Raw genomic sequence first — 26,033 nt, 5'->3', positions numbered from 1 at the left:
TATTGGTTTTAAAACTCGGCATTTATTTCCAGAATCAAACAACCTTATATTGTACAACATATCCAACGTTATTTCTTTTATATTTTTACTTTTTATATATTATAAATCAGTTAAGAAAAAAAACAACAAACACTATATTGTTTGCTTCATGATATTTTATAGTATTGTTTTTTTTATTGGAGGATTCTACACAAACTATTTAAATCAACTACAGAGCGCCCCCTTTATATTAGGTTCTTTTCTATTACTAATCACCATAATCATATATTTTACAGAACTCCTCAAAACAGATCAAATTATAGAAATAACCAAAGATCTTTTATCCTGGATTAGTGGTGGTTTATTAATGTACTACGTAGGAATTACACCTTTTCGTATTGTACGAGAATATTATGCAACACAAAGTGACTCCTTAGTTCTTTTTCTCATAACCATAATTCTTACCATAATTATGAATACCTGCTTTATAATAGGATTTATAATCAGCAGTAAATCCAACATGAACACCTAATTTTAATAAAACGATAGATCCATCGAACTTCCAAAATTCAGAAAGTATATAAAAGCGTCCAATCCTAAATTGAATCGGTTTTGATAGGATTTTAAATACTATATAACAAATATGGTTTTGTTTTAAAACTGACTGTGATGTAAAAAAATTTATGTCAATCTGAGTGATTTTTGATAGAAAATTGTATTGAACACAAGTAACTTTTCAATCAAAACCCGTTTCATAACTTGATGGTATGAAACAGGTTTTGTAGTAAATCCCCTTTTTACCAATTATAAATCTTTTTGGTTACCGTATAATTCTTCCCATAATTATTATCCCAGTATTCCAGACCATTTACTCGGTAAATTATAGCATACTCAACGGTATCTATTGATTTATCTATTTGTACATTTCCTGTCCATCGCTCTATTCCAAAATTATTTGGACTTTCGACTAGAAACAAGGGCCCATTATTCCAAAATGGTCTATATCCTAGTGAAAAATAACCTTGCGTCTGCCATCCGTCGGTAGTATATACAACTCCTACCTCCTTACTTGGCGCAAGATTTCTTATGTCTACGGTAACAAACATTGAATTTTGATCATAATATGGATTATAAGATACACTTACATAGTCTTTATCAACACTCACATTAAGGTTAGGATCAGCAAAAAAATAACCCTCCTGAATGGACATAGCATAATTTGTTTCTCTATTGTTATCCCAATAAGTAGTCCCATTTACCTCATATTTGATAACAAACTCATCATCATAAACTTGAGTTGAAGTACTGAGATTTCCAACCCATATTTCATTTTCATCATCAATATTGAAATCATAAGATAATTGAATTTCTTCCCAATTCCCATCTGTTTTTTCATGAAATACACTTACAGTTTTATCAAAACCTAGATTAGCTACTTTAACTGTAAATTTCTTTGAATATGTAGTAAACCCTCTATAATTACCATAAGCTGTCCATGCTTTGATCAAATGTACTGGGGTAATATCATCTTTTGCAGATATTCCTGATACTGTTCTCTCCTTATGTTCTATAAAATCATCTTCTGTTGCACAAGAGAAAATGATTAAACTCAGTAGTAAATAAAAATACTTTTTCATTTTAAATTGGTTTTTGGTTAATGTGTTTAAGTTTTCGAAAAATTTAGTATTCGATTATAAAGTCAAATTGAAGTACGTTAACAAGACCTTAACACACAATTAGCAGTCTGAGATTTAACTTTTTTTTTACCAAAAACGTTTTCGATGGAGTAAAGTTTTAACTCAAAATTAAGCTCAAAAAATAGGAATTATAGCATCCTTAAAAACATGAGATTACAATTTTTAAAATGATTTTAATAGCGAAATTTTTAGGCATTTGATCACGAAAATTATAGTAGTCATTTTAATCAAAAATGTGTTACGAAAAGCTTTTCAGAGATTTCTTTGAAAACTAAAGGACCTTTTTTCGTAAACGGAGGAACAAAATGGAAAATGATATATAACGAAAGAGATTTTGATAATAACACAACAGTCAAATCCCTTTTTTAAAAAGGGGCAAAAACCCCTTTTTCACGCATTCAAACTTACCCTTTATTATATCAAAAACCCTTTAAACATGTTTATTACCAGTCACTTGCACTTATGTGGTTTTAACAAAATGCGTGTTTACCTTTTTAAAACTACAGAATAATAGTATTTTTATTTGCAGATAATACTTCTAAATGTATATGGGAGATATCAAAAAATTATCATTTTAGTAAAAATTGGAATTTAATAAAACTCTTTTATCTATACTAGACCAGTCAAAGTGTTGAACTGTGAATAAAGACGAAAACAAAAAAAGTAAACTATAATCAAAACAACCCTAATCAAATTTCTGGTAACTACCAGAATCACGTAAACATCTTAAAACAACTAAAAAATGGACAGAAAAACCAATTCAATCGGATACCTCCCTGTTATTATTATCACTGCTATCATTACAGCAATCATCATGTACATTATATTATGCCGCATAATGAAACCAGATCCTCCAATAGTTGATAAACCAAACGAAATCATTTCTATTAAAGATGCTGTAGAACTTCACCTGAGTTATAGAAAAAATCGTTCTTGTATTATTAAGGCTTATGAAGGACAAGACAGTACTATAACTACACTTTGCTCTACAAGAAGAACACCTAATCCAAATTTTGTACCTTCTTTAGCTTTTGATCTGGACAAAAAGTTTCTAGAACAATATATGCTATATATTAATCAGATTACCGCCGATAGTATTGACATTACCGGATATCGTTTATACCTCGGTAATTATCCTGATTCGACATATTTTGCGGATGGAAGAATTGTAAAAGATCCTCGAAGAAATACATTTTTTATCGCACCCACAACATTAATTGAAAATGAAACCCGAGGGTACACATTTGTTGACAGAAATAACGATGGACAACAAGAAATCCTTTTCCTGGAGGACGAGTTTGATTTTAGAACATCAACACCTGGTCAAAATCCTCCCAAAACAAAAATTAACACTGCAAGTTTCTTTTCATTTTCTAGTCAAGGTGGCGGTGATCAGAGTACTGTAGCTAATGAAATTGGAGGACATCCACCACAAATTCAATAAAATATAATGAACTACTTGTCAGAACTAGGAATATTTGTAATTATCTTTCAATTAATAACTGCAATTATTGGTTCTATATACTTTTATAAATACAAGAATACAGTATTAAAATATTTTTTAATTGTTCTTTGGTACATTGGAATTAATGACCTTATGGGGTATATTCTAAAAAATCAATTTAATGTTAATAGTGTTACCATACTCTATAATTTATATTACTTAGTTGTGTTCAACTACCTCATGTTTTTATTCAGAAGTTATATTTCAAATATTAATCACAAAAAATGGGTTCTTATTCTCATTATTTTTTATACTTTGTCTTTTGTAATAAATGGTTTTATTGAAAATTATCTTGTTGAAGTTGCAATTACGCCATACATTATCGGTGCAAGTTTCATTATAATTAGTATTATACTTTATTATGTGGATATTCTAAATTCAGAAAAAGTATTATATGTTAATAAGAACCTACTTTTTTGGATTAGTATTGGAGCATTGATTTATTACGCAGGTAATATTCCATTTAGGATTGTGCGAAATTATGGTGGTGAACTTGCTGATGCATCTATACAATTTTTAGCGCTTTGTATTTTAACTATTGTAATGAATCTTTGTTTTATCATTGGCTTTATATGGAGCAACAAGAAACAGCAATATTAGCAGCAAGTATAGTACTTGTTTTAATCATCATATTATTAATTGTATTGTTTAGTATTTTTCAAAAAAGGAAGAATAGCTTGCTATTACAACAAAAAGAAGCCGAGAAAAAATTTGAGACCGCTATAGCAGAGACTCAAATCGAAATTAGAGAAGAGACCCTGCGAAACATTAGCTGGGAGTTACATGATAATATTGGCCAGCTACTTACGCTGGCCAAAATACAAGTAAATATAGCTCAGGATGATCCAGGCAAATTAGAAGAAGTTACCGAGACCATTACCAAAAGTCTCACCGAGTTACGGTCATTGTCAAAATTAATTAATCCAGATGCATTAAAAAGTCTTAGCCTCACGGAGGCCATAACTTTAGAAATAGAACGATTTAATCGTCTACAGTTTATAAAAGCAACTATTACCAGCAATGAAGAAATAGAAATTTTAGACGATAAAGTAGAGATTATTATCTTTAGAATCTTACAAGAGTTTTTTACCAATACGATAAAACATTCTAAAGCCTCTACCCTAGATGTTAACGTGAATTATGATGAGGAAAAAATAATTATACATGCAAAGGATGATGGCGTTGGTTTTGATAGCACAGATATGACCACAAGACAGGGCATTGGCCTATCTAATATGCAAAACCGAGGAAAATTAATAGACGCTAATGTTGCCTTAACTTCTGAAAAAGGAAAAGGAACAGCAATCACATTGACCTATCATTATAAAAAAGAAAGTTCGGCTACATTAGATGATGAAGTTGATTAACTTTGTAACAACAACAAATTAGTGTAATGCTGAACTTGTTTCAGGATGACAAGCAAATTATTATGTTTACAGTAATTTGATTATTAAAATAATATAGAGCAAAGCAATACAACACAAGTCATGAAATACTCAGTAGTTATAGTAGAAGATCATATCTTACTATCTCAGGCACTATCTGGTTTAGTAAACGGATTTGCAAAATTTAAAATTTTATATATCTGTAAAAATGGGAAAGAACTTTTAACAAGGTTCAAAGATCCAAAAAACATTCCTGATATCGTTCTTATGGATATTAATATGCCCATCATGAATGGGATTGAAACTACAGCTGCCCTAAAAGAGCAATACCCACAAGTTAAGGTACTGGCTCTATCTGTAGAAGAAGATGAAAAAACCATTCTTAAAATGCTGAGAGCAGGAGCTAAAGGATACCTTTTAAAAGACACTGAAAAAAGCATCCTCGAAAATGCACTTGTCGAAGTACAAGAAACAGGATTCTACCACACCAAAGATGTTACTAATTTGTTATTGGGTTCACTAAATCCAAAAAAAGAAAATACTGTTGTACTTAAAGATCGAGAAGTAGAATTCATTAAGCATGCGTGTACAGAAAAAACATATAAAGAAATCGCAAATGATATGTGCTTAAGTCCTAAAACCATTGAAGGTTACCGAGATTCTATTTTTGAAAAACTAAACCTTAAAAACAGAACGGGTCTGGTTATTTATGCTATTAAAAGTAAATTATTTATTCCTTAGCATTTTCTTTTCACTCTACTTTATTGCCCCAACTCTTCGATTATCTGTGTATTGAACTTACCGAAGTGCTCAGGATCAAATAAAAGCTGAGATTTACCATAATCATGATCTTGTATTGCAGGTTTCTTATTTAGTAGAAATCACCAAAAACAAGGCTATAAATAAACTATCTAAATATTTTTAGCACAATCCTATTCTATTTTATAAGGATTTGTAAATACAAAAAACTACCTTTATACATATTATAATTACTTTTGGCGCGTTTATTGATGAAAGCAAAAAAACAAACAGGAAAGCCAGAAAATTAATTCCTATAAGACCATAGTTTAAATAGCTACTGAACCTAATTTTCTGACGCTCTTGCTTATACCTTTTGTTGTTTGAATTTACTGGAAAAGAAAATTAAGATTTTTTACTTAAGTAAACTCAGAAGGCAAAGGGTGTCAATAGCTTTTTAAACGAACTAACCATCTTGTACTTCAATAAAAACAGTATACTTGTTTATTTTTGTAAGTATTAGAATATTGATATTTTTTATGCTAAAACAACAACTAAATTTTAAATTATCTCAGAAACTTTCTCCACAACAAATTCAGTTGATGAAGTTAATTCAACTTCCTACTCAAGCATTCGAACAACGTTTGAAGCAGGAAATGGAAGAAAACCCCGCTCTGGATGATAGTAAAGAAAAAGCAGATGAATATGAAGACACATTTAGCAATGAAAGTACGGGAGATGATGACTATGGTACCGAAAAAATTGAAGCAGAGATCAATGTAGACGAATACCTTAGTGATGATGAAATTCCAAGCTATAGACTAAGTACCAACAACTATAGCACAGATGATGAAGAAAAAAGTGTACCCTATGCTTCTGGAACATCTTTTCACCAACATCTTATTAATCAATTAAACACCTATAGATTTGATAATGAAGAAAGAGAAATAGCAGAATTTCTGGTAGGTAGCATAGATGAAAGTGGTTATATCAGAAGATCTTTATCTGATATCCTGGATGATCTTGCGTTTACACAAAATGTATATACAACTGAGGAAAAAATAGAAAGCATCTTACAAATTGTACATCAATTAGACCCTGCAGGAGTTGGTGCTCGTAATTTACAAGAATGCCTTTGGCTTCAGTTGGACAGAAAAGAAACAACTATACCTATAAAACTTGCGTCGAATATACTTAAAAAGGCATTTGATCATTTTAGCAAGAAACATTATGATAAACTTTTGGTGAAATTTGATATCACCGAAGATGATTTAAAAGATGCAATTGAAGAAATTGAACATCTCAATCCCAAGCCAGGAGGAGCATATGCAGGCAATAATCGCCTAATTGAACACGTAGTCCCTGATTTTACTATTAGAATTGTAGAAGGAGAATTAGAACTTACTTTAAATGGTCGTAATGCTCCAGAGTTACATGTCTCAAGAGAGTACAACAACATGCTTCAAGGCTACAAAGCAAGTAAAGAAAAATCAAAATCACAAAAAGACGCAGTATTATTTATCAAACAAAAATTAGATGCTGCAAAATGGTTTATTGAGGCTGTAAAACAGAGGCAACAAACACTTTTTATTACCATGAGTGCAATAATGCACTATCAAAAAAGTTATTTCCTTAGTGGAGACGAACGAAATCTTAAACCGATGATCTTAAAAGACATCGCAGATGAGATCGATATGGACGTAAGTACCGTTTCTAGAGTAGCAAACAGCAAATATGTTGATACCCCATATGGAACAAAACTTATCAAAGAATTCTTTTCTGAATCAATGACCAATGATCAAGGAGAAGAAGTCTCTACCAGAGAAATTAAAAAAATACTGGAAATAACTATAGGCGACGAAGACAAGAAAAAACCATTAACGGATGAAAAACTTGCCAAGATGCTTAAGGAAAAGGGGTATCCTATAGCCAGAAGAACTGTAGCTAAATACAGGGAGCAATTAGACATTCCCGTTGCCAGGCTAAGAAAGAAAATTTAATGAACTTTTTTCTAAGAAGCGTTTCATACATTTTACACCCATTATTGATGCCTCTAATAGGCGCAATAATTTATTTTAAAACAGCTCCAAGGTTTTTTCCAGATGAGATTATTCGAGCCAAAGTCTTTGGTTTAGTCGTTCTTACGATCTTAATACCAATTGTATTATACTTTTTATTAAAAAGCCTAGGCACTATTAGCTCTATACATCTTGAAAATGTAAAACAACGTAAAATACCATTATTACTGCAATCTATTTTATTGATTGTAGTAATCAAAATGATCATTGATATTTACCACTATCCAGAACTGTATTTTTTCTTTTTGGGAATTTTGTTTTCGTCTTTAAGTGCTGTTTTTATGGTACTGTTCAACATTAAAGCAAGTTTACACATGATCGGAATTAGTGGAATTACTATGTTTACGATTACATTAAGTATTCATTTTGGAGTTAACTTAACACTACTCATTGCTGCTTTAATGATTTCTAATGGACTGGTTGCTACATCAAGGTTACACTGCAAAGCACACAGCAATCTAGAACTCATTCTAGGGTTTTTGATTGGTGTAATCCCTCAGCTCACTTTAGCCAACTTCTGGTTATAAAATATAAAACATCAAACCTATTTTAGCCGTATTGAACCCAACAGATTCTCCATTAACTACCGCATCATCATTAAACAATGCGTTTATACTGTAATAGAAGTGAAAATTGAAAGTATTCCATCCAAAAGTAAAAGTAGCTCCAATTCTCCATCGGTTTAACTCTTCTACTTTTGTTTGCTTTACCTCTCCAATAGCCCCCTTAAACCTTGATTGAAAAGAATACAAATATCCCATTCTAATGCCCGTATAAATTCTATAAAACTTGTGCGTTTCTGGCGTTGAAGTACGCCACCTAAACTCTAAAGGAGCTTCAACTAAATGTGTTGTAAATCTATTGGTACTAAAATCGATATCGTCCAGACTACTAAAAACACCTCGCTCTGTTTCCTCTTCTTCTCCTATAAATAAATCTTGATTATAAACATTTAACGAATACCCTAAACCCAAGCCAATTGCAATATTTCGTCTTTTATTTATTGGCATATCTCTGATAAATCCCAAATGAAGACCTCCTGAAAAACCTGACTGACTAATACCTCTGGGCTTATTTAACAGTAAATTATAAGTTACTCCTACGTAAAACTGATCTTCTCGGTATAAGGAGTCTATTTCTATTTCTTGATCAGTATCCTGTTCTGTTTCTTGTCCTAAAGAAACAAACATACACGAGAAACAAATGACAAATACAAGTAATCTTTTCATAGAGTTTACTAAAATAAATCTATTTCTTTAAAAATTAGACAAACTTGATAAAAACAAGATCTAAATTATAAAAAACCCTGCCCAAAGACAGGGTTTTATTTTAAATTGAATACACTTCTTGTTTTATCGATTAAAATTATCTTTAGCTTCTCCTCTATTGGTTGTATAATTAATCTTAAGCGCCTGCACTTCTCTTAATTCCTTTTTTATATCCCCAACGAGTCCCATCTTTGTTTCTTTATCCACTTTTAAGGAGGTGATAAGAAAAGGAACCTCTCCTGGTCTTTTAAGAGCTCTTTCGGCCAAGATAAAAGCTTTTATATCCTTTATATCGGCAAACTTGTCATTAAGCTGAATTCTTGCCTCAGACCCCATATCTCTATATCTTGAACTAGGCTTCCCTGCATAAATATTCATAATGAGCTTAGTATCCAATTTTTCAACTTGATCTGCATAGGGTAACATATTTTGTATCATTAAAGTGTCATTGCGCATTACCGTAGCTACCATAAAGAAAAAGAGTAGCATAAAAACGATATCTGGTAATGAAGCTGTTGAAATTTCTGGTAATTGAGTGTTTTTCTTATTTTTAAATTTAGACATAACTATAAAAATTAGGTTATTACTGATTTCTTGGTTCTGCTTCAGAAAGTTTCTCTGGAAACATCGATTGAATCTTTTTAACCCGATCCCTTAATTTTTGCTTATTCCCAACATAACGTCCATCTTTTAAATTTTCTTCCATCTCTATAAATGAAACACCATACAATCGCTCTGCTTCTCGATTACGTAACTCTGTATAGGCGGACACTAATTCATTTTGTACCGCTATATAAGTCTCATAATTAGTTTCACGGCTATTAATAAGAGATATAATTGCTTTACTTGGGTGATCAGAAGATTCTATATCCTTATCCCCTTTACAATAGTCACATGCTAGGTCACCTGACCCACCTCCATTATCCAAAAATGCAATCGCTGCCTTCTTAAGGTCTTGAATTTCCATCAAATTACCTTCTACTGATAGTTGATTAAGTTGATTTAATTCAACTTGAAAAAGATTCTTTTTTTTGATTACAACTTCTGGAGAATCTTCGATCAAAGGAGGTAATTTTCTCATTATTCCATAATCTGTTTCTATAGTGGTAGAAACCAAAAAAAAGATGAGTAATAAAAATGCGATATCTGCCATAGATCCCGCATTAACACTAGGTGCTAATCTTCTTGCCATAATAAAAAATATTTAATTAATAATTACTTACAAAATCAGCAAACGGTGATTATAAGCGACAAGAAGTATGTAGAAGAAAAATGTAATCGAGCTGCAACTCTTTTATCTAAATATTCAATATCACTTTTGGAAGGTTAGATATCGATTTTTATAAAAATTAAATCACAGTTATCACAAAATTCGGATCAATTGTCATGCCAACATTTTAGTAAGACTAAAAAAAGAAATATGGATTTATATATTTTTAAAGGGCAAATATTAAGAAAAGCTTATAAACTAAAAAATCCTACCAAAAGGCAGGATTTTTTTATCTAATTAGAATATTTTCTATAGCGCTTTTACCTTAGATTATCCGTTGCTTCACCAGTTCTGGTAGTGTAGTTAATCTTAAGTGCCTGAACATCTCTTAATTCACTTTTGATATCTCCAACAAGTCCCATATTGGTCTCACCGTCAACTTTTAAAGCTGTTGTTAAAAAGGGAACTAATTCCTCTCTTTTTGATGCTCTTTCTGCCAAAATAAATGCTTTTATATCAGCTACTTCAGCAAATTTATCATTAAGCTGAATTCTTGCCTGAGTACCTGCACTTGCAGCATATCTCGAACTAGGCTTTCCAGCATAAATATACATTACCAAATCTTTTTTATCTAATTTTTCAATTTGATCTGCAACAGGTAATCTATTTTCTATCATCAATGTATTTTGACGCATTACCGTTGCAACCATAAAGAAAAATAATAACATAAATACAATATCTGGTAACGAAGCCGTAGAAATTGCAGGTAATTCACCGCCGCTTTTCTTTTTAAACTTAGACATAAGAATTTTGTTTTACGTTATATTATTTTTTTGGTTCTGCTTCTGAAAGTTTTTCAGGAAACATAAATTGTATCTTCTTGATATCTTCCTTTAACGTTTCTTTACTTCCAGTATAATTAACATCTTTTACATCTTTTTCCATTTGAACAAAAGATTTACCAAAAAGACGTTGAGCTTCTCTATTACGTAACGTTGTATATGCCGCTACCAATTCATTTTGAACTGCAATATATGTGGCATAGTTAGTTTCTCTATTATTACGCAATGAAATTACTGCTTTTGTTGGATTATCTGACGATGATGGATTTTTAGCTCCTTGACAGAATGTACATCCATCGGCTCCTTTTCCTCCACCATTATCCAAAAATGCAATTGCTGCTTCTCTAAGATCCTTCAACTCCATAGGAGCTTCCTCAACCAATAAGTCATTATTCTTATTCAATTCTACAACAAAAATATTTTTTTCCTTTAGAATTGGTGGCTCCACATTATCCTCTTGTGGAGGCGGAAGTTTACGGCTAATACCACTATCAGTTTCGATAGTTGTAGTAACCAGGAAGAATATAAGAAGTAAGAATGCAATATCTGCCATAGATCCTGCATTTACCTCTGGTGCTGCTCTTCTTGCCATAATTATTTACCTATTAATTTTTTAACACCCGAAAGAAACATTAATCCAACTGCAATTGCAGCCAAGAAATAAAATGTATACAATCCGGTTCCTACCCACTTAGATCCACTTGCAGAAAGTATTTCTCCATCTTTTAGCGGGGTTTCAACGCCATCAGCCAATACAAAACCAATTATTGCAATGACAACAAAAGCGACAATTCCTATTGCAGTATTTTTAAGACTTGATGGATTTTTGGCCATAGTCGAAAACACAGCAATTAAAGTAGCTATAATAGTGATAACAAAAACCACCAAAGTAAGCATATATAATGGAGTTACTGAAGGTGCTGCTATTTCTAAAGGAAGTTCTCTAGCTTCAGAAACACCATTTTCGTCCATTAAGGTGCCTATTGAACTACTCATAAGATACCAAAGGATTATCCCTAAGACTCCTACTCCTAGCACAACATATGATAATATTTTAGAAATTTTCATGTGTCTGTTTTTTTAAATTTAGAATACATATCATTAGTATTCCGTTAAACAATAATAATATATAAATAGATGTATAAAATCAATCCTTATACATAGAAGTTTTACACTCCTATTTCTATTATCTTATTATTTCTTGTTTTTGTAAGCTACTAGCATATCGATTAAAGTAATCGAAGCATCTTCCATATCATTTACTATTCTATCAATCTTAGCTACGATGTAGTTATAAAATATCTGAAGAATAATTGCCACAATAAGACCAAATACTGTTGTAAGAAGTGCTACTTTAATACCACCTGCTACAAGAGAAGGCTGCATATCACCAGCTGCTTCAATCTTATCAAAGGCTTGGATCATACCAATTACCGTTCCCATAAACCCAAGCATCGGAGCAAGAGCGATAAATAATGATACCCAAGATACGTTTTTCTCTAATTGTCCCATTTGAACACCACCATAAGCAACAACTGCTTTCTCTGCAGCATCAATACTTTCGTCTGCTCTATCAAGACCTTGATAGTAAATCGATGCAACGGGTCCTTTTGTATTTCTACAAACTTCTTTTGCTGCTTCAACACCACCACTATGTAATGCATCTTCTACATTTTGTTGTAATTTCTTAGTATTCGTTGTAGAAAGATTTAAAAAGATAATTCTTTCAATTGCTATCGCAAGACCTAAGATCAAACATAGAAGTACGATACCCATAAATCCTGGTCCACCTTCTATAAAACGCTTTTTAAGCTCTTGATGGAAGGATAATTCTTCAGCATCAGCAGATTCAGGTGCTTCTTGAATTGTTGTCGTAGTAAGAGGAGCAATTAATAATTGCACATTTGCCGTTAATAACTGGGCTGGTGCAGTAGAAGCTTGTAAGTTTCCAAAAGTCATAACTGCTGCGATTGCCAGAATAGAAAATAATCTTTTCATTGCGCTTATTCTTAATTTTAATTAGTTAAAGGGTTAAAGATATAAAAATAATATAAAATCTATCAAAAAATTAAATATATTGCAGAGAGGAAGGGATTCGAACCCTCGATACGCTTTTGACGTATACACACTTTCCAGGCGTGCGCCTTCGACCACTCGGCCACCTCTCTCTGGTTTCCCCTAAAATTAGGGATCGGCAAATAACAAAAAAAATGTTAACTACTAAAATTTGAGGCGTTAATTTTCAGACATTTCACCTCGTAGCGAGGTTTCATAAATGGTTTTGAGCACTTTAAGTGGTAATTTTTCTCCTAACAAATACATTAATTTTGCTACTGCAGCCTCTGTAGTAATGTCTTTTCCTGATATTACTCCGGCTTTTTTAAGCGCAACACTGGTATCATATTTCCCCATTTCTACACTTCCTCCTGCACATTGAGTAACATTAACTATCGGAACACCTCTTTTAATTGTTGCAGAAATAAGATGTATAAACCACTTTTTTGTAGTTGTATTTCCTGCTCCATACGTCTCTATAATTATCCCTTTTATAGTTTCTGAAGAAAAAATATCTTCAAGAATTCGTTCATTAATTCCTGGAAACATTTTTAGAATTAGAATATCATTATCAAAATGAGTGTGATACACCATTTTTTTTCGTCTGTTTACCGTTCTTAAAAAAGTAGTATTGACTTTAAGATGAACACCAGATTCTACCAACGCGGGATAGTTCATAGATTGAAAAGCTTCAAAATGTTCTGCATTAATCTTTGTAGTTCTATTAGCTCTAAGTAATTTATATTCGAAATAAAGTCCTACTTCTGTTATCACAGGTTTTCCTTTTTTCTGTAATGCAGAAATCTGAACTGCTGTGATCAGGTTCTCTTTAGCATCTGTTCTTAAATCTCCAATAGGCAATTGAGAACCTGTGAAAATAATTGGTTTTGTAAGGTTTTCAAACATAAAACTAATAGCAGAAGCTGTGTACGACATGGTATCACTACCATGAAGCACTACAAATCCATCATAGTTTTCATAATTCTCATTAATGACATCTCCAAGTTCTTTCCATCTATCAACATTCATATCAGATGAATCAATAGGAGTAGAAAAACTAACGGTATCTATATTACAATCCAATTGCTTAAGCTCAGGGATGTTTAACAACAATTCATCAAAATCAAAAGCAATTAAAGCCCCTGTCTCGAAGTCCTTTATCATTCCGATAGTTCCTCCAGTATAAATAAGTAATATATTCGGTGACGTATTCATATAGCAAATGAACAAAATTTTTGATGATATTTAAATTTATCTAAACTCCAAATACATCTTTAGAATTTTTGGTAGTAATCTCTGCTATTTCTATGACAGGCTTCTCATATATACTTTGGAGTTTTTCGAGGACATTAATTATATAGGAACTTTCATTTCGTTTACCTCTATAAGGAGTAGGTGCCAAATATGGTGCATCAGTTTCTAATACGATATGATCCAAAGAGATCTGATTTAAAAATGTATCAATTTTACCATTTTTAAAAGTAACCACACCTCCTATGCCTAATTTCATATTATACTCAATAGCACGACGAGCATCTTCTAAAGTTCCTGTAAAACAATGAAAAATCCCAAATAGATCATCCGATTTTTCTAACTCTAGTACTTCAAAAACTTCTTCAAATGCTTCTCTGCAATGTATAACGATGGGTAACTTATGCTTTTTTGCTAATTGGATTTGATATCTGAAGGCCTCTTGTTGCTCAGTTAAAAAGCTTTTATCCCAATACAAATCTATTCCTATCTCCCCTATTGCATAAAACTTTTTACCTTCTTTATTACTCAAACGGCTTTCAAGCTCTTTCTCAACATGTGCAAGCTCTTCTTTGTAACTCTCTTTTACATGAGTAGGATGTAAACCTGTCATTAGAAAAACATATTCTGGATATTTCTCTTCGACAGCATACATTGCTTTGGTATATGTAGAATCAATAGCGGGCACAAAGAAACGAGTCACTCCATTTCTTATGGCTCGTTGCATCATTTCATCTTGATCTTCATCAAAGGCTTCGCTATAAATATGCGTATGGGTATCGGTTAGTATCATGCGGCAAAAATAATTAAATTTTATGCGCATTAATTATTCTTTTTAGAATATTAATTGCTAATATCTAACCTATGAATATTTCTTAGTTAACACTAATAATACGCTCTAAAGGAATAACTGTAGATTGTTTAAGGATAACCGATTTTTCAGTTATTCCCCATACGGTAGTTTCTACTGCTTTAGAACCTTGGTCATCTGCAAAAATGATTTTTACTTTTTGGTGTTCTAGATTACCTAGACTCATTGCTCTTTTCAATTTATGACGTCGATCTTGTTTTTCTCTTTTACCCTTTAATACTTCTTCATGCGGGAAATGTAAAAATTGTATTTGCTCTTTTTCTATAGCTTGTATTTTATTATGCATTCTCATGACATGTGCTCTTTAAATTATTCTAAAAGTTTAGTAGCATTTTCTCAATAAAAATTACACTTCAGCACATTACCAGTCCCAAAACACCATATAATTAACAAACTTTATGATATTTCAACAAAAACACAACACCTAGTAAAGAAACAAAAACCAGAAAACCTTATCTCAAACTGGCAAAACTTTAATCTAAATAAAATCACTTCACAGCTTTAGCATTTATTTTAAGCCTAAAATAATATCTCTATTATCTATATTACAAGAATCTACATAAGTTCTAAACCAGCCATTTCCAGAGTTAACCTTATTTCTATTAATTATACTATTTTTACAGCTAGTTTCTTCAAAACAAAACATGAGTACACTCCGAAAATTTTTAACACAAAAAGCATATCAACGAATCAAACTTGTTTTTACAAAAACAAATCATTTTGAAGTTAAAGCGATCCTAAATGGTATTGAAGGAAATTTCATAGTAGATACAGGAGCCTCTAATTCTTGTGTTGGATTTGAAGCTGTCGAGAAATTTAATCTTTTTGCTCAAGACAGCGATGTAAGAGCAGCTGGAGCTGGAGCTACAGACATGCTCACTCAACTTTCTCAAAAAAACTCAATACAAATAGGAAGTTGGTCCAAAAAAAGAGTATCTCTTGTTCTCTTTGATCTTAACCATGTCAATGCTGCACTTATAGCACATCATGCAGAACCGGTAGACGGTATTATCGGAGCAGATATTCTAAAAAGAGGTAAAGCTATTATTGATTACGAAAGAACTTGCATGTATTTGAAGTAAAAAACTAACATTATCATGTAATATATTTTATCAAATTTTCCTCTTCAAAAAATATAGTTGCAAAAAAACTCTGAGATTTCGGGTTTTAAACAAATATTACTTAAATTTAATAAATCAGATCTTGTTATTTCTAATGATAATAGGCAATTCATTTATATAATGAAATATGATGAAATATGATGAAATATTTCTTAACGTATTTCATCATTAAGTTTACTTACAGAAGCACCATTAGAAAATCAACTTACCCCAGAGATCTAAATTGAAGCTTTAATATTACTTATTACCAGCACATCTGTCAAGACATACATGATACCTCAAATTTATTCTTTGTTAACTTTTGTCACATTTTATAGAACAATAAACCGAAGTTAAAAGAATACAATCGTATCATATTCTAATGAATTATTAATTAAAACAATTAAAATTATGGAATTTTATCTTTCTCAGATCGTGTATTGGGCGTGCAATTTTGCGCCAAGAGCTTGGGCTTTTTGTGCTGGTGCACTACTCCCCATATCCAGCAACACCGCATTATTTTCACTTATAGGAACAACTTATGGTGGGGATGGCAGAACAACTTTTGCTTTACCTGATTTAAGAGGGCGAGCGCCTATTGGTTTTGGCAATGGGCCTGGCTTATCTGATTATCGATTAGGATCAAAAGGTGGTCAAGAAGTAGTAACCTTAAATATATTACAAATACCATCACATAATCATATTATCGATACTTCTGATCTGAATATTGCTGTACAAATGAGTGTAAATAGTGGTCAGGCAGATACACATACTCCTACTAGTGGCGTATCAATAGCCGCTCCTTATGATGCTAGTAATTTAGCTGAAATTTCAGGATATAATTCAACAACTCCAGATATACCCATAGCAGGTGCTATAGGTGCAATTACCGGAAATGCAACGACTCTAAATACGGGAGGAAGTCAATATCACGAAAACAGAATGCCATATCTAACATTGAATCCTTGTATTTGTATTCAAGGCCTTTTTCCTTCTAGAAGTTAAGCATTCGTATGAAAAGCAAGGTCTATTCCATTTCAGATAAGAACTTGTATTGCATATCACCTAGTGTGTTGTTTGAAAAAATAATCAAACAACATACTTTTTATCTTAAAAAATTATGAATCCTATCAAAATTGGTTTTCTAACTCCATACTCTAGCATTTATCCCAATTTCTTTCCTCATCTTGCTACAGGGTTCTATCTTGGTCTTGGTCAAAAACCAGGAAGAAGAGCAGATATAGAATTAATACCTGAATTTGCAGGTTCGGGAGGAATACCTTCTGTAGTAGAGGCCACCAAGAAACTACTCAACTTTAGTAATGTCGATATCATTTCGGGAATGATTAGCTATCGATCTCTTCCCGACCTAATTCCACTTATTGATAGCAGAAAAAACGCTATAGGTTTCTTTTTTGACATGGGAGAAATGTTGCCTACTTTTGACTATCATAGCCCGAACATATTTTTTAACTCTCACCAATTATATCAAAGTCAATATGCATTAGGCTATTGGGCTCAAAAAGAATATAAAGCACCTGGATTTATAATCACACCTATATACAATTCGGGATACCAACTACACACCTCTTTTCAAGCAGGTGTTCGGGATGCTGGAGGTAACACTATTTTACAAGCTATTATTCCTTATGACAACAACAATCCTCATCATCTTAATATTGAAGATATCTTAGAAAAGATAAGAAAAGAAGCACCAGCATACGTACACGCCCTCTTTGTTGGCCCTCAAGGCAATGAATTTCTGAACCTATGGAAATCAAAATCATGGACAAAAGATATCCCACTACTTGTTGCTGAAAACATGTTGTATCCCGATATGTTAGATGATGTAAAACATTTAGGATTAAATCTATATGGAGCCATGTTATGGAACCCGGATATAGAATATAAAATAAATAAACAATTCGTAAAAAAATTCAAACAAAACTCTGGTCAATCTCCTAATCTTTATGCACTACAAGGATATGAAGCGGGACTTATGTTTAGAGAATTATTACATCCTCTAAAAAAACGCCATTGGGATATTGTAAAGGAAAAATTACAAAACACAAATATTGAAGGGCCTAGGGGTGTCAAAAACTTCTGTTCCAAAAGAGGGTTCTTAACACCAGATATTGATATTGTAAAAACAAGAACAGATAGCTCAGGAATTTATAATACCGTCATCGCTATTGGAAAAAAAATGAACAGCAATGTAACAACAACTCTTCTTCAGGAAGAGATAGATTCTGGATGGGTAAATCCATATTTATGCATTTAGAATTAAAACAATGTTATAACACTATGAAATTTATCCAACACAAACTAATAACATAGTCTATACATATCGCCATTAAAACCTTTACCTAATGAAAAGAATAATACTTTTATGCTTCATATCCTTTAGCTTCTTTAATGTAGCTATAGCTTATGCGCATAGTAAAAAAAATACATTATCTATAAAAGAGACGAATCACACTACAGCTTTTGTTTCTGATTTTTTCTCAACATTAGATTTTGGAGCTGACCCAATAGATGCATATACTATCACAAAAAAAATAAACGAGCTAAGTTACTATGCACCGACAACTCCTAGTACTCCAGGTACAGCAACTACATTTACAGGAACAGATTTTTTTTTAGAACCCTCTGCAGTAGCACTAAGCACCACTCAATTTGTAATAGCGTATAGATCTTCCGCTTCTGGCACTCCTGGAGAAGCCATTGTAGGAACACTTTCTGGAAATGCGATCAGCTTTGGGAACAGAACACAATTTGCTAGTACCGTAGGCGCTACACATACTGCTATTTCTGCTATAAGTGCCACACAATTTATCGTTGCTTTTGAAGATGAACGTGGAGCTGCTGATGTAGGAGAAATGAGAATAGGCACGGTATCTGGTAATACTATTTCTTTTGGTAGCTCATTTGATTTTGCACCCGGAGATGTTGATGCAATAGAGATGGAAGCTTTATCTTCAAGCAGTCATATAGTAGTCTATCGAGATGTAGAGGATAGTAATCGCGGAAAAGCAAAAATAATTACAGTAAGTGGAGCAACGCTATCCTTTGGAACAGCAGCAACTTTTTTAACAGACGCAACGATCTGGACTGGTCTGGATGTATTGTCTCCTAGTACTTTTGTAGTTGTTTATCAGGCAACTACTGCTGGTTCTGAAGGAGGAGCCGTTATAGGGTCAGTCGGTGGATCAACCATTACTTTAGGTAGTGCAAACATTTTCGAAACTAATTGTAGACAAGTTGATGTAGTAGCTATTTCATCCAATAAGTTTGTAGTTTCTTATGACGATGATGATGATGGAAATGGTTATGTACAGGTAGGATCCGTTAGTGGGACAACAATAACAGGATATGGAACACGCCAGCAATTAGTCACAACCGTGGGAGGAGTACGATTAGCCCCTTCCTCTTCTGATAAATTTATAGCTATGTATACTCCTACAAGCGGTACTGATCCAACATATGCTAAGGAAGGTGAAGTTATAGGAACAGATATTACATTAAGTGCTCAAGCAACTATACATAGCGGCAATAGCGACATTCAAGCTATGGAAGTTATCCAACTTGATAATGGGAAACATATCTATATCTATCAAGATGAATCTAATGGTAGTGTAGGAAAAGCTATTTATGGCGAAGCTTCTTCACCTACTCCTACCCCAAATCTTACAGCTACCCTCACAGATGCTTTACTAATTGATAACATATCTAATGGATTAGTAAATCCAGGAGAGACACTAAGATATACCACAACTATTACAAATAGTGATGCAGATGCAACTGGAGTCAACTATACGATTTCTACAGATGCGTTAACTACATTGGTAGTTGGGTCTGTCACTACCACGCAAGGCACTGTGACTACAGGAAATACAGCAGGAGATACTTCTACCGCAATAAATATAGGCACTATTACAGATGGATCATCAGTAACCATAACATTTGATGTTATCGTAGAAACTCCCGTTGCAAGCCCAGCAACGATAAGCTTGCAAGGAACTATAAGTGGAACTAACTTCACAACATTTGACACTAATGATCCTGCTACCGTAGCTGCAGCAGACGCCACAGAGATTTCTTTTGATGGAGTTGCACCAACAGGATATAGCGTAGTAATCGATCAAAGTCCAATCAATGCTGGAAATACCAATGCAGTGAGTTACACTTTCTCTGCTGCAGAAGTAGGCGCAACATACAACTACACCTTTAGCAGTTCTGGGGGAGCAGGAACAGTAACAGGTTCAGGAACCGTAGCAAGTGCAGCAGCAACAATATCAGGAATTAACCTAAGTGGTTTAGCAGACGGAACAATAACACTAAGTGTAACACTAACCGATGTAAATGGAAATACTGGTAGTGCTGCAACTGACACAGAAACCAAAGAAACTGTAGCTCCAACAGGATATAGTGTAGCAATCGATCAAAGTCCAATCAATGCTGGAAATACCAATGCAGTGAGTTATACATTTTCTGCTGCAGAAGTAGGCGCAACATACAACTACACCTTTAGCAGTTCTGGGGGAGCAGGAACAGTAACAGGTTCAGGAACCGTGGCAAGTGCAACAGCAACAATATCAGGAATTAACCTAAGTGGTTTAGCAGACGGAACAATAACATTAAGTGTAACACTAACCGATGTAAATGGAAATACTGGTAGTGCTGCAACTGACACAGAAACTAAAGAAACTGTAGCTCCAACGGGATATAGTGTAGCAATCGATCAAAGTCCTATCAATTCTGGAAATACCAATGCAGTGAGTTACACATTCTCTGCTGCAGAAGTAGGGGCAACATACAACTACACCTTTAGCAGTTCTGGGGGAGCAGGAACAGTAACAGGTTCAGGAACCGTAGCAAGTGCAGCAGCAACAATATCAGGAATTAACCTAAGCGGCTTAACAGACGGAACAATAACATTAAGTGTAACACTAACCGATGTAAATGGAAATACTGGTAGTGCTGCAACTGATACAGAAACTAAAGAAACTGTAGCTCCAACGGGATATAGTGTAACAATCGATCAAAGTCCAATCAATGCCGGAAATACCAATGCAGTGAGTTACACTTTCTCTGCTGCAGAAGTAGGTGCAACATACAACTACACCTTTAGCAGTTCTGGGGGAGCAGGAACAGTAACGGGTTCAGGAATCGTGGCGAGTGCAACAGCAACAATATCAGGAATTAACCTAAGCAGCTTAGCAGACGGAACAATAACACTAAGTGTAACACTAACAGATGTAAATGGAAATACTGGTAGTGCTGCAACTGACACAGAAACTAAAGAAACTGTAGCTCCAACAGGATATTCGGTATCTATTAATCAAAGTCCAATCAATACTGGAAACACCAATGCTGTGAGTTATACATTCTCTGCTGCAGAAGTAGGCGCAACATACAACTATACCTTTAGTAGTTCTGGGGGAGCAGGAACAGTAACAGGTTCAGGAATCGTGGCAAGTGCAACAGCAACAATATCAGGAATTAACCTAAGTGGTTTAGCAAACGGAACAATAACATTAAGTGTAACACTAACCGATGTAAATGGTAATACCGGTAGTGCTGCAACTGACACAGAAACTAAAGATACTCAAGCACCAACAGGATATACTGTAGTAATTGACCAAAGTCCTATCAATTCTGGAAATACCAGTGCAGTGAGTTATACATTTTCTTCTGCAGAAGTAGGAGCAACATACAACTATACCTTTAGTAGTTCTGGGGGAGCAGGAACAGTAACAGGATCAGGAACTGTGGCAAGTGCAACAGCAACAATATCAGGAATTAACCTAAGCGGCTTAGCAGACGGAACAATAACATTAAGTGTAACACTAACAGATGTAAATGGTAATACTGGTAGTGCTGCAACTGACACAGAAACCAAAGAAACTGTAGCTCCAACGGGATATAGTGTAGCAATCGATCAAAGTCCAATCAATGCCGGAAACACCAATGCAGTGAGTTACACTTTCTCTGCTGCAGAAGTAGGTGCAACATACAACTACACCTTTAGCAGTTCTGGGGGAGCAGGAACAGTAACGGGTTCAGGAATCGTGGCGAGTGCAACAGCAACAATATCAGGAATTAACCTAAGCAGCTTAGCAGACGGAACAATAACACTAAGTGTAACACTAACAGATGTAAATGGAAATACTGGTAGTGCTGCAACCGATACAGAAGCCAAAGAAGCTCAACCACCATCTGGATATAGTGTAGCAATTAATCAAAGTCCAATCAATGCTGGAAACACCAATGCAGTGAGTTACACTTTCTCTGCTGCAGAAGTAGGGGCAACATATAACTATACCTTTAGTAGTTCTGGGGGAGCAGGAACAGTAACAGGTTCAGGAACCGTAGCAAGTGCAACAGCAACAATATCAGGAATTAACCTAAGCAGCTTAGCAGACGGAACAATAACATTAAGCGTAACACTAACTGATGTAAGTGGTAATACTGGTAGCGCAGCTACTGATACAGAAACCAAAGATACCCAAGCACCAACAGGATATACTGTAGCAATCGACCAAAATCCTATCAATTTTGGAAATACCAATGCAGTGAGCTATACATTTTCCTCGGCAGAAGTAGGCACTACTTACAACTATACTTTTAGTACGTCGGGTGGAGTAGAAACAATTACTGGGTCTGGGACTATTGTTACAACCACTGATCAAATCACCGGTATAGATCTAAGCGGATTAAGCGATGGTACAGTTACTCTAGTAGTTACACTCACAGACCCTGCAGGAAATGAAGGTCTGGAAACTATGGATACCGTAAACAAAAATGCTTTACCTCCAGCAGCTAGTATCGTCATAAGTGATACTGCACTAACCATAGGCGAAACCGCTATAATTACCATCACCTTTTCTGAGGCTGTGACAGGATTCGACAATACAGATTTAACTGTACCTAATGGAACACTTACTACAGTAACCTCTTCTGATGGAAATATTACATTTACAGCAACCTATACACCCACAGGCGATATTGAAGATGATACTAACATCATTGTTCTCGATAATACCGGAGTAACTGATAGTGCTGGTAATACCGGAACAGGAACAACAGATTCTCTTAACTTTAGTATTGATCTAATACAACCTACAGTAACAGTAGAAATTGATGACAATCAATTAATGACAGGTGAGACTGCTACTGTAACCATTACTTTTTCTGAGGCAGTAACAGGCTTTGATAATACAGACTTAACAATACAAAATGGAGTTCTTACTGATGTAAGCTCTTTTGATGGTGACATTACTTTTACCGCAATTTTCACTCCAACTCAAGATATTCAAGATGACACCAATATCATTACTATTGATAACACAGGGTTTACAGATATAGCTGGAAATTCTGGCATAGGGACTACAGACTCAGTAATTTTTAGCATCAATACCTTGGCCCCACCAGCAACTACCTTAACTTTTAACAATGGGTTTTCACCTAATGGTGATGGAATAAATGATACTTGGGTCATCGAGGGATTAGAAAATTTCCCAAGTCATAAAATTCAACTTTTTAATAGGTCTGGAAATCGAATTTTTGAAGCAGTAGATTATCAAAACGATTGGAACGGGGAAGCCAAAGTTAGTTCATCATTTGGAAACGGAAGACTTCCTGCAGGTTCATATTATTATATTATTGAAACAGGTACAGCAGAAGTAGCTCCATTCACTGGTTGGATATACATCAATTACTAACTCTATTTAGGCTTGGAAAAAGTTCCAGCTTCCAACTATTAACTATAAAAGAAGGATCAATGAAAGATTTCAAATACAAATACATTTTAATACTACTACTATTCACTTCAATTTTGGGTTATACACAGCAAGACCCTCATTTTAGCTTATATAGATACAATATGAATATAATTACTCCTGCATATGCTGGTTCGAATGAGCATCTTGAAGCAGTTTTCTCAGTACGAAGTCAATGGATTGGAGTACAAGATGCTCCACAAACATTTAACTTTAATGTAAATTCTCCTATAGGTAAAAACGTTGGTGTTGGATTAACAATTGTAAATGATCGGGTTTTTGTATTAGATGAAACACATGTATATGCAGATTTTTCATATAAACTTAAAATAGCAGATAAATTAGACCTATATTCTGGTATAAAAGCAGGCGGATCTTTCTTAAAAATAGATCTCAATAAAGTCGGTATCACCGATGATCCATTATTTAGTGAAAATGTAAATACGTTTAACCCCAATGTTGGAGTAGGCTTTTACCTTAAAGGAGAAAAATATTATGTAACCCTTTCTGCTCCTGGAATCCTATCAAATGACAGGTTTGAAAAAGATGGTGTTAATCCAGTATCCGCTAGTGATGATCAGCAGTTTTTCTTAGGCGGAGGCTATACTTTTAATCTTACTAACGATTTTAAATTACAACCTTCTGTATTAACCAGAGCAGTAACAGGAGTTCCTCTTACTATTGACATGACCGCTTCTGCCTGGTATAAAGAAAGAATAGAACTAGGTACAAACTATAGAATAGACGAAAGTGTTACTATATTTTTAACCACCACTTTTATTGATAAAGCATTACAATTTGGATATGCTTATGAACATACTACAGCGGACACAGGATCCTTTAATAATGGAAGTCATGAAGTAATGCTAAAAGTTAGTTTGAACTAAAACAAATACTCCCAAGTCTTTATTGTTTAAAGAAATCAAAACAATATAATCATCGATCTAAATTCTCTTAAGTTTTAAAAGCTTTATGAGGATTTATAAGTACCCGGAAATCAAAAGTCATTTTATCAAAAATTACATCCCAGTTCTAATAGCTTCAACAGGATCTAGTTTTGAAGCAGATATCGCTGGTAAAATCCCAGCAACTAAACCAATCATGGTAGAAGAAAACATTCCCCAAAACACATTGGAGCCAGAAAGAATAAATTCAAAATCACCTGTAAATTGAGATGCAAAAATAGAAATCAACCACACTAACACAAGTCCTATTAAACCACCAAAAATAGCTAAAATAACAGCTTCAAATAAAAACTGAAATAGTATAAATCTTCTCTTAGCACCAAGTGCTTTTTGAATCCCTATAAGATTGGTACGTTCTTTTACACTCACAAACATAATATTCGCAATTCCAAACCCACCAACCAATAATGAAAACATACCTATAAAACCTCCAATCTGGGACATTGTACCGGTGATATTATCTATAAAATCAGTAAATCCCTGTAGTTGATTTACAAAAAAGTTATCGATCTCATCAGGTTTCAATCCACGATATGTCCTCATTTTTTGTTTTAACCCTGCAACAAATTCGGGAACATCAATACCAGACTCTGGCTTAATAATAATTGCGGGGAAAGCAGATTTATTATTATCTCCATAGACTCTTCTTACCAAGTTGACCGGGAGAATAACCATAGTATCTTTACTATTCCCAAAAAGTCCCATTCCTTCTTTTTTTAGCACTCCGATTATAGTTATTTTTCTTCCGTATAGACGTACTTTCTTACCAATAGGATCTCCAGAACCAAATAAATTATTAGCAATTTCGTCTCCTATAACTGCCACAGGAGCACCAGATGCAGATTCTTGTTCATTATAAAATCTTCCTTTCACCACCTGCAATTCTTCTATTTCATAATAGTCACTTGTAACGGGTACAATTTCTACATTGCTAACATTATTATCTTCATATTTTACGGTCTCAGGAGCAACATTTAAAATAAAACTAGCTGCTTTCATGTCAGGTAAAGACCTATTTATATATTGATATTCTTCGAATGTTACATCAGGAAATTGTTCTCGTTTCCACTGCGGTATATCTGTTGGACCAAATGAGAAACGCATAAGGTAAATTGTACTATTATCCAGAGAGCTAATACTTCCTTTTATTTCCTGCTTCAAAGAATCTACTGCTGCTAACACTCCTATTATAGAAAATATCCCAATAGTTACACCCAACAACGAAAGAAATGTGCGTAACTTATTGTTTATAAGCGCACTAATAGCAAAATTAAAACTTTCTTTTAGTACTCTAAGGTAGATTAACATG

Annotated in this window: 24 protein-coding genes and 1 tRNA gene; 12 read left to right on the top strand and 13 right to left on the bottom strand. The window is 33.8% G+C overall.

Annotated elements, in window-relative coordinates:
* The first annotated feature begins 148 nt into the window (after nt 1-148).
* The gene (locus PQF96_RS15630) at nt 149-511 is read left to right on the top strand and encodes a hypothetical protein (RefSeq protein ID WP_271767295.1); all 363 of its coding nucleotides are present in this window, start codon (nt 149-151) and stop codon (nt 509-511) included.
* Nucleotides 512-776: 265 nt separating this feature from the next.
* Here the strand turns inward: PQF96_RS15630 and PQF96_RS15625 are convergent, their stop codons facing one another.
* Nucleotides 777-1,616 carry a carbohydrate-binding protein gene (locus PQF96_RS15625; protein WP_271767294.1) on the bottom strand — a complete coding sequence of 280 codons (840 nt, stop codon included), beginning with the start codon at nt 1,614-1,616 and terminating at the stop codon, nt 777-779.
* An 802-nt stretch (nt 1,617-2,418) separates the two neighbouring features.
* On the opposite strand from PQF96_RS15625, the gene PQF96_RS15620 reads away from it, so the two are divergent.
* From PQF96_RS15620 to PQF96_RS15595, 6 genes are all read left to right on the top strand, one after another.
* Nucleotides 2,419-3,120 (top strand): hypothetical protein, encoded by a 702-nt coding sequence (locus tag PQF96_RS15620; RefSeq protein ID WP_271767292.1) that lies wholly within the window; start codon nt 2,419-2,421, stop codon nt 3,118-3,120.
* 6 nt (nt 3,121-3,126) lie between these two features.
* Entirely contained in the window at nt 3,127-3,780 is a 654-nt protein-coding gene (locus PQF96_RS15615) for a hypothetical protein (RefSeq protein WP_271767290.1), read from the top strand.
* Nucleotides 3,753-4,547: a sensor histidine kinase gene (locus PQF96_RS15610; RefSeq protein WP_271767289.1), complete on the top strand. Its 795-nt coding sequence runs from the start codon at nt 3,753-3,755 to the stop codon at nt 4,545-4,547. Before PQF96_RS15615 ends, PQF96_RS15610 begins: the two co-directional genes overlap by 28 nt.
* Nucleotides 4,548-4,667: 120 nt before the next feature.
* Entirely contained in the window at nt 4,668-5,306 is a 639-nt protein-coding gene (locus PQF96_RS15605; protein ID WP_109435696.1) for a response regulator transcription factor, read from the top strand.
* Between the two features lie 536 nt (nt 5,307-5,842).
* Nucleotides 5,843-7,303, top strand: a complete 1,461-nt coding sequence (gene rpoN, locus PQF96_RS15600; protein WP_109435697.1) for an RNA polymerase factor sigma-54 — start codon at nt 5,843-5,845, stop codon at nt 7,301-7,303.
* A complete protein-coding gene (locus PQF96_RS15595; RefSeq protein WP_271767286.1) occupies nt 7,303-7,908 on the top strand; it encodes a hypothetical protein in 606 nt (201 codons plus the stop codon). The genes rpoN and PQF96_RS15595 overlap by 1 nt, the downstream gene beginning before the upstream one ends.
* Here PQF96_RS15595 and PQF96_RS15590 read toward each other — a convergent pair.
* The 11 genes from PQF96_RS15590 to PQF96_RS15540 all read right to left on the bottom strand — a co-directional run bounded on the left by PQF96_RS15590 (nt 7,903) and on the right by PQF96_RS15540 (nt 15,170).
* The gene (locus PQF96_RS15590; protein WP_271767284.1) at nt 7,903-8,610 is read right to left on the bottom strand and encodes a porin family protein; all 708 of its coding nucleotides are present in this window, start codon (nt 8,608-8,610) and stop codon (nt 7,903-7,905) included. The two genes, PQF96_RS15595 and PQF96_RS15590, sit on opposite strands and share 6 nt — an antisense overlap.
* A 123-nt stretch (nt 8,611-8,733) precedes the next feature.
* Nucleotides 8,734-9,213 carry an ExbD/TolR family protein gene (locus PQF96_RS15585; RefSeq protein WP_271767282.1) on the bottom strand — a complete coding sequence of 160 codons (480 nt, stop codon included), beginning with the start codon at nt 9,211-9,213 and terminating at the stop codon, nt 8,734-8,736.
* A gap of 19 nt (nt 9,214-9,232) precedes the next feature.
* Nucleotides 9,233-9,841 (bottom strand): ExbD/TolR family protein, encoded by a 609-nt coding sequence (locus PQF96_RS15580; protein WP_271767280.1) that lies wholly within the window; start codon nt 9,839-9,841, stop codon nt 9,233-9,235.
* Nucleotides 9,842-10,179: 338 nt separating this feature from the next.
* Nucleotides 10,180-10,662, bottom strand: coding sequence for an ExbD/TolR family protein (locus PQF96_RS15575; protein WP_109435702.1), 483 nt, complete (start codon nt 10,660-10,662; stop codon nt 10,180-10,182).
* 22 nt (nt 10,663-10,684) lie between these two features.
* Nucleotides 10,685-11,293 (bottom strand): ExbD/TolR family protein, encoded by a 609-nt coding sequence (locus PQF96_RS15570; protein ID WP_109435703.1) that lies wholly within the window; start codon nt 11,291-11,293, stop codon nt 10,685-10,687.
* A gap of 2 nt (nt 11,294-11,295) precedes the next feature.
* Nucleotides 11,296-11,769 (bottom strand): hypothetical protein, encoded by a 474-nt coding sequence (locus PQF96_RS15565; RefSeq protein ID WP_109435704.1) that lies wholly within the window; start codon nt 11,767-11,769, stop codon nt 11,296-11,298.
* A gap of 126 nt (nt 11,770-11,895) precedes the next feature.
* On the bottom strand, nt 11,896-12,699 hold the full coding sequence (locus tag PQF96_RS15560; protein WP_109435705.1) for a MotA/TolQ/ExbB proton channel family protein: 804 nt from the start codon (nt 12,697-12,699) through the stop codon (nt 11,896-11,898).
* 82 nt (nt 12,700-12,781) lie between these two features.
* Nucleotides 12,782-12,869 (bottom strand) — tRNA-Ser (locus PQF96_RS15555).
* 67 nt (nt 12,870-12,936) lie between these two features.
* The gene (locus PQF96_RS15550) at nt 12,937-13,971 is read right to left on the bottom strand and encodes an asparaginase (protein ID WP_109435706.1); all 1,035 of its coding nucleotides are present in this window, start codon (nt 13,969-13,971) and stop codon (nt 12,937-12,939) included.
* A 40-nt stretch (nt 13,972-14,011) separates the two neighbouring features.
* Nucleotides 14,012-14,800, bottom strand: a complete 789-nt coding sequence (locus PQF96_RS15545) for a TatD family hydrolase (protein ID WP_143915954.1) — start codon at nt 14,798-14,800, stop codon at nt 14,012-14,014.
* 82 nt (nt 14,801-14,882) lie between these two features.
* Nucleotides 14,883-15,170, bottom strand: a complete 288-nt coding sequence (locus PQF96_RS15540; protein ID WP_271767278.1) for a hypothetical protein — start codon at nt 15,168-15,170, stop codon at nt 14,883-14,885.
* A gap of 352 nt (nt 15,171-15,522) precedes the next feature.
* Here PQF96_RS15540 and PQF96_RS15535 point away from each other — a divergent pair, with 352 nt between their 5' ends.
* The 5 genes from PQF96_RS15535 (at nt 15,523) to PQF96_RS15515 (ending at nt 24,646) form a co-directional block, all read left to right on the top strand.
* Nucleotides 15,523-15,960 (top strand): retropepsin-like aspartic protease, encoded by a 438-nt coding sequence (locus PQF96_RS15535; RefSeq protein ID WP_109435708.1) that lies wholly within the window; start codon nt 15,523-15,525, stop codon nt 15,958-15,960.
* A gap of 429 nt (nt 15,961-16,389) precedes the next feature.
* A complete protein-coding gene (locus tag PQF96_RS15530; RefSeq protein WP_109435709.1) occupies nt 16,390-16,983 on the top strand; it encodes a phage tail protein in 594 nt (197 codons plus the stop codon).
* 115 nt (nt 16,984-17,098) lie between these two features.
* Nucleotides 17,099-18,259: an ABC transporter substrate-binding protein gene (locus tag PQF96_RS15525; protein ID WP_271767276.1), complete on the top strand. Its 1,161-nt coding sequence runs from the start codon at nt 17,099-17,101 to the stop codon at nt 18,257-18,259.
* Between the two features lie 88 nt (nt 18,260-18,347).
* Complete coding sequence (locus tag PQF96_RS15520; RefSeq protein ID WP_271767274.1) at nt 18,348-23,702, top strand: Ig-like domain-containing protein; 5,355 nt, start codon at nt 18,348-18,350, stop codon at nt 23,700-23,702.
* Between the two features lie 59 nt (nt 23,703-23,761).
* Nucleotides 23,762-24,646: a PorP/SprF family type IX secretion system membrane protein gene (locus tag PQF96_RS15515; protein ID WP_160114109.1), complete on the top strand. Its 885-nt coding sequence runs from the start codon at nt 23,762-23,764 to the stop codon at nt 24,644-24,646.
* A gap of 132 nt (nt 24,647-24,778) precedes the next feature.
* Here PQF96_RS15515 and PQF96_RS15510 read toward each other — a convergent pair whose 3' ends face one another.
* The gene (locus tag PQF96_RS15510) at nt 24,779-26,032 is read right to left on the bottom strand and encodes an ABC transporter permease (RefSeq protein WP_109435713.1); all 1,254 of its coding nucleotides are present in this window, start codon (nt 26,030-26,032) and stop codon (nt 24,779-24,781) included.
* Nucleotide 26,033: the final 1 nt, after the last annotated feature.

The sequence above is a fragment of the Aquimarina algiphila genome, assembly GCF_947494415.1.
GTDB lineage: Bacteria > Bacteroidota > Bacteroidia > Flavobacteriales > Flavobacteriaceae > Aquimarina > Aquimarina algiphila.
The sequence above is the reverse complement of the archived record's forward strand: the minus strand, read 5'-3'. Positions and strand labels throughout refer to the sequence as shown.